Source organism: Delftia sp. RIT313, from assembly GCF_000632165.1.
GTDB lineage: Bacteria > Pseudomonadota > Gammaproteobacteria > Burkholderiales > Burkholderiaceae_C > Comamonas > Comamonas acidovorans.
Genome location: NZ_JFYT01000119.1, coordinates 1 through 7,816, shown reverse-complemented (window position 1 = coordinate 7,816; position 7,816 = coordinate 1). Strand labels below are relative to the sequence as shown.

Annotated in this window: 9 protein-coding genes; all 9 read left to right on the top strand. The window is 63.8% G+C overall.

What is annotated here, in order from left to right:
- Positions 1-156: 156 nt before the first annotated feature.
- The gene (locus tag BW39_RS29640) at positions 157-585 is read left to right on the top strand and encodes a CopD family protein (RefSeq protein WP_013800243.1); all 429 of its coding nucleotides are present in this window, start codon (positions 157-159) and stop codon (positions 583-585) included.
- Between the two features lie 31 nt (positions 586-616).
- Entirely contained in the window at positions 617-1,750 is a 1,134-nt protein-coding gene (locus BW39_RS29635; RefSeq protein ID WP_013800244.1) for a VanZ family protein, read from the top strand.
- A gap of 10 nt (positions 1,751-1,760) precedes the next feature.
- Positions 1,761-2,135: a (2Fe-2S) ferredoxin domain-containing protein gene (locus BW39_RS29630; RefSeq protein WP_012202322.1), complete on the top strand. Its 375-nt coding sequence runs from the start codon at positions 1,761-1,763 to the stop codon at positions 2,133-2,135.
- 80 nt (positions 2,136-2,215) lie between these two features.
- Positions 2,216-2,851 carry an alpha/beta hydrolase gene (locus tag BW39_RS29625; RefSeq protein ID WP_012202323.1) on the top strand — a complete coding sequence of 212 codons (636 nt, stop codon included), beginning with the start codon at positions 2,216-2,218 and terminating at the stop codon, positions 2,849-2,851.
- A gap of 92 nt (positions 2,852-2,943) precedes the next feature.
- A complete protein-coding gene (locus tag BW39_RS29620) occupies positions 2,944-4,113 on the top strand; it encodes a D-alanyl-D-alanine carboxypeptidase family protein (RefSeq protein ID WP_013800247.1) in 1,170 nt (389 codons plus the stop codon).
- A gap of 157 nt (positions 4,114-4,270) precedes the next feature.
- The gene (gene rpsL, locus BW39_RS29615; RefSeq protein ID WP_012202325.1) at positions 4,271-4,648 is read left to right on the top strand and encodes a 30S ribosomal protein S12; all 378 of its coding nucleotides are present in this window, start codon (positions 4,271-4,273) and stop codon (positions 4,646-4,648) included.
- Between the two features lie 160 nt (positions 4,649-4,808).
- Positions 4,809-5,282, top strand: a complete 474-nt coding sequence (rpsG, locus tag BW39_RS29610) for a 30S ribosomal protein S7 (protein WP_012202326.1) — start codon at positions 4,809-4,811, stop codon at positions 5,280-5,282.
- A 148-nt stretch (positions 5,283-5,430) separates the two neighbouring features.
- Positions 5,431-7,539, top strand: coding sequence for an elongation factor G (gene fusA, locus BW39_RS29605; protein ID WP_013800248.1), 2,109 nt, complete (start codon positions 5,431-5,433; stop codon positions 7,537-7,539).
- 174 nt (positions 7,540-7,713) lie between these two features.
- On the top strand, positions 7,714-7,816 hold a 103-nt coding region (locus tag BW39_RS29600), incomplete at its 3' end, for a GTP-binding protein (RefSeq protein ID WP_043825943.1).

Genomic DNA, 7,816 nt, shown 5'->3' with positions numbered 1-7,816 from the left:
GTGCGGGAAGGGGGTGGGGCTGGACAGATGCATGCCGAAAATTGTGCCCCATTCCCGCCGCAGGCCCCGCAACCCTTGCGACGACGCCGGCACGCGGGACTCGGCTTTTGCGCCTGCGCAGCCTGGCGCACCCCTGTACGCACGTACACTGCCCGCATGCTGTGGGTCAAAGCCTTTCATATCGTTTTCGTGGCAAGCTGGTTCGCGGGCCTGTTCTATCTGCCTCGCATCTTCGTCAACGTGGCCATGGTCACGCCCGGCTCGGTGGCCGAGCGCGAGCGCCTGCTGCTGATGGCACGCAAGCTGCTGCGCTTCACCACGCTGCTGGCCGTGCCCGCACTGGGCCTGGGCCTGTGGCTGTACCTGGGCTACGGCATCGGCAAGGGGCCGGGCAACGGCTGGATGCATGCCAAGCTGGCCGGCGTGCTGCTGGTCATCGGCTACCACCACGCCTGCGCGCGCCTGCTGCGCAAGCTGATCGACAACCGGGACCAGCACAGCCACCGCTGGTTCCGTTTCTTCAACGAGGTGCCGGTGCTGCTGCTGGTGGCCATCGTCATCCTGGTGGTCGTCAAACCTTTCTGAGAAACCGATCCAACGAAGAGGGAGGCAGGGCGTGGTGCAAAAGACTTCGGCCTGGCCGCTGGCGCTGGTCTATGCGGTGCTCATCGTTTTCGCCAGCCTGTTTCCTTTCGATGGCTGGCGTGCCCAGGGCATTGATCCGCTGGTCTTCCTGACGGCAAAGATCCCGCCGCCGTACTGGACCTGGTTCGACATCAACATCAATATCGTCGGCTACGCGCCGCTGGGCTTTTTCCTGGCGCTGGCCCTGGTGCGCAGCGGCAGCCCGCGTGCGGCCGTGCCGCTGGCGGCGCTGGCCGGCACGCTGCTGTCGCTGTCCATGGAGTTCCTGCAGATCTACCTGCCGCGGCGCGTTCCCTCCAACCTGGATCTGGTGCTCAATGCGGGCGGCACCCTGCTGGGGGCGCTGGTGGCGCTGCTGCTGGAGCGGCTGGGCGCGCTGGCGCGCTGGAGCGCCTTTCGCACCCACTGGCTGGGCGAGGACGGCGGCGGCGCCATGGTGCTGTTGGCACTGTGGCCCTGGGCGCTGCTCTTTCCCGCCGCCGTGCCCTTTGGCCTGGGCCAGGTGCTGGAGCGGCTGGAGCAGGGGCTGCTGGATCTGCTCGAAGGCACGCCCTTCCTCATGTGGCTGCCGCTGCGCGAGTCCGCGCTGACGCCGCTGTCGCCCGTGACCGAGATGCTGTGCGTGATGCTGGGCCTGTGGGTGCCCTGTCTGCTGGCCTACTGCGTAATGCGCCACATGGGCCGGCGCGCCATGCTGGCGGGCTCTGCGGTGGTGATCGGCATCGGTGTCTCGGCACTGTCGGCCGCGTTGAGCTGGGGGCCGGCCCATGCCTGGGAGTGGGTGGACCTGCCGGTGCGCATGGGCGTGTGGGGTGGCCTGGGCCTGGCCATGGTGGCCATGCCGCTGCCGCGCCGGGCCTGTGCGGCCCTCTTGCTGCTGGTGCTGGTGCTGCAATTGAGCATCCTGAACCAGGCGCCCACCAGCGCCTATTTCTCGGAAACGCTGCAGGCCTGGGAGCAGGGCCGCTTCATCCGCTTCTACGGGCTGGGCCAGTGGCTGGGCTGGCTGTGGCCCTATGCGACCCTGGTCTATGTGCTGCTCAGGCTGGCGCGCCGCGATGCGGCACCGCCGCCGCCCCCGGCGCCTGCAGTGCCGCAGGCCTAGAATCCGCTCCATGAGCGAACACCCACGTCCCGGGGCCGACAGCGGCCAGCAAGGCGCAGGCAACTACTATGCGCGCCACATCTTCTTTTGCCTCAACGAGAGGCCCAACGGCGAGGACTGCTGTGCGCTGCACGGCGCCAAGGCGGGCTTTGACCACTGCAAGAAGCAGGTCAAGCAGCTGGGCCTGGCCGGCAAGGGCCAGGTGCGCGTGAACAAGGCCGGTTGCCTGGACCGCTGCGCGGGCGGTCCCGTGGCCGTGGTCTACCCCGAAGGCACCTGGTACACCTTCGTGGACGAGTCCGACATCGACGAGATCGTCGAGTCCCACCTCAAGAACGGCCAGCCCGTGGAGCGCCTGCTGCTGCCGCCCGACGTGGGCCGCTGAGCACCGGCTGGAACTTTGGGCCTTTCCGGGCATCAGTGCTTTGTCAGCTTGGATTGGCTGCTACTACTAGGATAGCGATTGTGAATGCGCAGACCGAACGTTTGACCTTGACCGGCCTTGCCGGGGCCGTGGAGGCCCTGCGCGATGCGCCGGCCGCCGATGCACCGCCGCGCGGCGTGGCCATCATCGCCCACCCCCATCCGCTGTTCGGCGGCACCATGGACAACAAGGTGGTGCAGACCCTGGCGCGTGCCTTCGTGCAGTGCGGCTACACGGCCGTGCGATTCAACTTCCGCGGCGTGGGCGCCAGTGCCGGCGAGCACGACGCAGGCGTCGGCGAGGCCCAGGACATGCTGTCCGTGGTCCGCCAGGTCGCCCCCGAAGGACCGATCGCGCTGGCCGGCTTCTCATTCGGAGCCTTCGTCACCAGCCATGTGCTGGCGGGGCTCTGGAACGAGGGTCGGGTGGAAAAGGCGGTGCTGGTGGGAACGGCGGCCAGCCGTTTCACCGTGGCGCCTGTCCCGCCCGAAGCCCATGACCGGACCCTGGTGGTGCACGGCGAAGCCGATGACACGGTGCCTCTGTCTGCTGTCATGGACTGGGCGCGCCCGCAGATACTGCCTGTTACCGTCGTGCCCGGAGGCGGTCATTTCTTTCACGGACAATTGCCGCTGCTCAAAAGCCTCGTGGTCCGCCATTTGCGCTCACTCCCCTAGCGGCCCGCGCCGCTGCTCAACAGGCCTGCCCCATCGGGCGGGCATGTTTTCGCCTTTCCTGCATTCCCTGCCCTTTAGCGAGAGTTTTCCTCATGAAGCCACTTTCCTCCACGCTGCGAGTCCTGGCACTGGCGGCCGCCATGGCGCCGGCCCTGGCGCTGGCGCAGATCACCCCGCCCCAGCCGCCCGAAATCGCGGCGCGCAACTATCTGCTGGTCGATGTCACCGCCAACCAGGTGCTGGGCGCCAAGGACATCGATGCGCCCATCGAGCAGGCCTCGCTGACCAAGCTGATGACCGGCTACCTGGTCTTCGACGCGCTGCGCGCCAAGAAGATCACGCTGGAGCAGCGCCTGCCCGTGAGCGAGCGCGCCTGGAAGATGCCCGGCTCGCGCATGTTCATCGACCCCAAGATGCAGGTGCCGGTCGATGACCTGGTCAAGGGCATGATCGTGCAGTCCGGCAACGACGCCACCATGGCCCTGGCCGAAGGCGTGGGCGGCTCGGCCGAGAACTTCGTGCGGCTCATGAACGAGCAGGCCAAGGCGCTGGGCATGAAGAACACCAGCTACAAGAACCCCGAAGGCCTGACCGAGCCCGGCCACCTGACCACGGCGCGCGACCTGTCCATCCTCGCCCAGCGCCTGATGCAGGACTTCCCCGAGTACATGCACTACTACTCGACCAAGAAGTACTTCTATCCTGGTACGCCGGCCTCCAACGGCACCAACCGCAACTCGCTGCTGTTCCGCGACCCGACCGTCGATGGCCTCAAGACCGGCCACACGGCTGCCGCCGGCTACTGCCTGGTGGCCACCGCCAAGCGCGACCTGCCCAACGTGGGCAGCCGCCGCCTGATCTCCATCGTGCTGGGCGCGGCCAGCGAGAACGCGCGTGCCAATGAAAGCCAGAAGCTGCTGAACTGGGGCTATGCGGCCTTCGATTCGGTCAAGCTGTTCGATGCCGAGCAGGCCGTGGCCACGCCCGAAGTCTGGAAGGGCAAGGCGAACACCGTCAAGATCGGCCGCACCACGCCCATCGTGGTCACCGTGCCGGCCGGCAGCGGCGGCAAGCTGAGCACCGAAGTCGTGCGCCAGGACCCGCTGATCGCCCCGTTCACGAAGGGCCAGGCCATGGGCACGCTCAAGGTCAAGATGGGTGCCGACACCGTGGCCGAAGTGCCGCTGGTGGCGCTGGAAGGCGTGGAGCAGGCAGGCTTCTTCGGCCGTGCCTGGGATGCGATCCGCCTCTGGATCAAGTAAGCCCCGCGCCTGTCGCGCAGGCCCTCGCGTACTGGCTTGGAGGGGGTGCAGTTGTGCGATCTCCCGCAAGCTGGTACAGTCGAGGGCTTTTCGGAATTTCCGAAGGGATTCACGTTTTCGCTTTTCGCAAGCAATTCACGTTTAGGGACGTTTATTAATGCCAACCATTAACCAACTCGTGCGTCAGGGCCGCACGGTCGAAGTTGTCAAATCCAAGAGCCCTGCTATGGAAAACTGCCCTCAGCGCCGCGGCGTGTGCACCCGTGTGTACACCACGACGCCTAAGAAGCCTAACTCCGCTCTGCGTAAGGTTGCCAAGGTGCGCCTGACCAACGGCTTCGAGGTCATCTCCTACATCGGTGGTGAAGGCCACAACCTGCAAGAGCACAGCGTTGTTCTGGTGCGCGGCGGCCGTGTGAAGGACTTGCCCGGTGTGCGTTACCACATCGTGCGTGGCTCCCTTGACCTGCAAGGCGTCAAGGACCGCAAGCAATCCCGTTCCAAGTACGGCGCGAAGAAGCCCAAGGCCAAGTAAGCCCTGCGTTTTTTCGAGGAAGGTGCTGTATCCCGCGTGGCGCGAGATTCAGCGTAGTGACCCCAAACGCAAGTGTTTTGCGCGGGTCGAGTAAGTGGGAGTCCTGTTGACTCTCGCGGTGTCTGAAAAGATGCCAACTGAAGCAAGATAGAGGTAAAAAATGCCACGTCGTCGCGAAGTCCCCAAACGTGAAATCCTGCCGGATCCCAAGTTCGGCAATGTCGAGCTGTCCAAGTTCATGAACGTGATCATGGAAGGCGGCAAGAAGGCGGTTGCAGAACGCATCATCTACGGTGCCCTGGACCTGATTCAAAAGAAGCACCCTGACAAAGACCCGCTGGAAGCCTTCGTTGTTGCCATCAACAACGTCAAGCCCATGGTCGAAGTGAAGTCCCGCCGTGTTGGCGGTGCCAACTACCAAGTGCCTGTCGAAGTGCGCCCCGTGCGTCGCCTGGCTCTGTCCATGCGTTGGCTGAAGGAAGCCGCCCGCAAGCGCGGCGAGAAGTCCATGGCCCAGCGCCTGGCCAACGAGCTGCTCGAGGCCACCGAAGGCCGTGGCGGCGCCATGAAGCGCCGTGACGAAGTTCACCGCATGGCCGAAGCCAACAAGGCATTCAGCCACTTCCGCTTCTAAGAGCACTTCGCTCCCGATCAGACAGGCCGCATGCATTTTTGCCTGCGGCCTTGTCTCGATTAGGAGCATCCCCAGATAAGACTGCTGTCCGTCTGCACCATGAGGCTGGAACGGGCAGAGACTCCCTCCATACGATCAAGGATCCATCATGGCTCGCAAGACCCCCATCGAGCGCTACCGCAACATCGGTATCTCCGCCCACATCGACGCAGGCAAAACCACCACCACGGAACGTATCCTGTTCTATACCGGTGTGACCCACAAGCTGGGCGAAGTGCACGACGGCGCTGCTACGACCGACTGGATGGAGCAAGAGCAAGAGCGCGGCATCACCATCACTTCCGCTGCAGTGACCTGCTTCTGGAAGGGCATGGACCTGTCCTACCCCGAGCACCGTTTCAACATCATCGACACCCCCGGCCACGTGGACTTCACCATTGAGGTGGAGCGTTCCATGCGCGTGCTGGACGGCGCCTGCATGGTGTACTGCGCCGTGGGCGGCGTGCAGCCCCAGTCGGAAACCGTGTGGCGCCAAGCCAACAAGTACAAGGTGCCCCGTCTGGCCTTCGTGAACAAGATGGACCGTACCGGCGCCAACTTCTTCAAGGTCGTTGACCAGATGAAGCTGCGCCTGAAGGCCAACCCCGTGCCCGTCGTGATCCCGATCGGCGCCGAAGACAACTTCAAGGGCGTGGTCGACCTCGTCAAGATGAAGGCCATCATCTGGGACGAAGCCTCGCAAGGCATGAAGTTCGAATACCACGAGATCCCCGCCGAGCTGGTGGAGACCGCCAACAAGTGGCGTGAGAACCTCGTGGAAGCCGCCGCTGAAGCCAGCGAAGAGCTGATGAACAAGTACCTGGAAGAAGGTACTCTGTCCGAAGAAGACGTGAAGGCCGGCCTGCGCGCTCGTACGCTGGCTACCGAAATCCAGCCCATGCTGTGCGGTACCGCTTTCAAGAACAAGGGTGTGCAGCGCATGCTGGACGCCGTGATCGACTACCTGCCGGCGCCTGTGGACATCCCTGACGTCACCGGTACCGATCCCGAAAACGAAGAAACCAAGCTCAGCCGCAAGGCTGACGACGGTGAAAAGTTTGCGGCACTGGCCTTCAAGCTGATGACCGACCCGTTCGTCGGTCAGCTGACCTTCGTGCGCGTGTACTCGGGCGTCCTGACCAAGGGCGACACCGTGTTCAACTCGGTCAAGGGCAAGAAGGAACGCATCGGCCGTATCGTGCAGATGATGGCCAACGAGCGCGTGGAAGTCGAAGAAATCCGCGCCGGCGACATCGCTGCCTGCGTGGGCCTGAAGGACGTGACGACCGGCGAAACGCTGTGCTCCGTGGACGCCCCCATCGTGCTGGAACGCATGGTCTTCCCCGAGCCCGTGATTGCACAGGCCGTGGAGCCCAAGTCCAAGGCCGACCAGGAAAAGATGGGCATCGCCCTGTCGCGCCTGGCTGCAGAAGATCCGTCGTTCCGCGTGCGTACCGACGAAGAATCGGGCCAGACCATCATCGCCGGCATGGGCGAGCTGCACCTGGAAATCATCGTTGACCGCATGAAGCGCGAATTCAACGTGGAAGCCAACGTGGGCAAGCCCCAGGTTGCCTACCGCGAAACCATTCGCCAGAAGGTCGTGGACGTGGACGGCAAGTTCGTTCGCCAGTCCGGTGGTAAGGGTCAGTACGGCCACGTGGTGTTCACGGTCGAACCCCAGGAACCCGGCAAGGGCTTCGAGTTCGTCGACGCCATCAAGGGCGGTGTGGTTCCTCGCGAATACATCCCCGCAGTCGAGAAGGGCGTGATCGAAGCGCTGACTTCCGGCGTGCTGGCTGGCTACCCTGTCGTGGACGTGAAGGTTACGCTGACCTTCGGTTCGTACCACGATGTGGACTCGAACGAAATGGCGTTCAAGATGGCCGCCATCTTCGGTTTCAAGGAAGCTGCCCGCAAGGCCAGCCCCGTCATCCTGGAACCCATGATGGCTGTGGAAGTCGAGACGCCTGAAGACTACGCCGGTACCGTGATGGGCGATCTGTCCTCGCGTCGCGGCATGGTGCAGGGCATGGACGACATGGCCGGCGGCGGCAAGTCCATCAAGGCTGAAGTGCCTCTGTCGGAAATGTTCGGCTACGCCACGTCGCTGCGCTCGCAGACGCAAGGCCGCGCTACGTACACGATGGAGTTCAAGCACTACTCTGAAGCTCCCCGTAACGTGGCTGAAGCCATCGTTGCTGCTCGCTCGAAGTAAGCTTTTTTGTATAATTGAAGGCTTTTGAATCGCAGCACCCAGGCGTTTTGGCGCCGGGGTGCTGCGGTTTTTGCCGGTCTGCGATCCCATGCCGCCCTGTCACCTGTGCGGGGCGACCAAGCAATGGGGTGCAGACCTTAAACATCACACAGGTTTTGCTCTTTCGGAGAAATCATGGCAAAAGAAAAATTCCAGCGGAACAAGCCGCACGTCAACGTTGGCACCATCGGTCACGTGGACCACGGCAAGACGACCCTGACGGCTGCTATCGCTACCG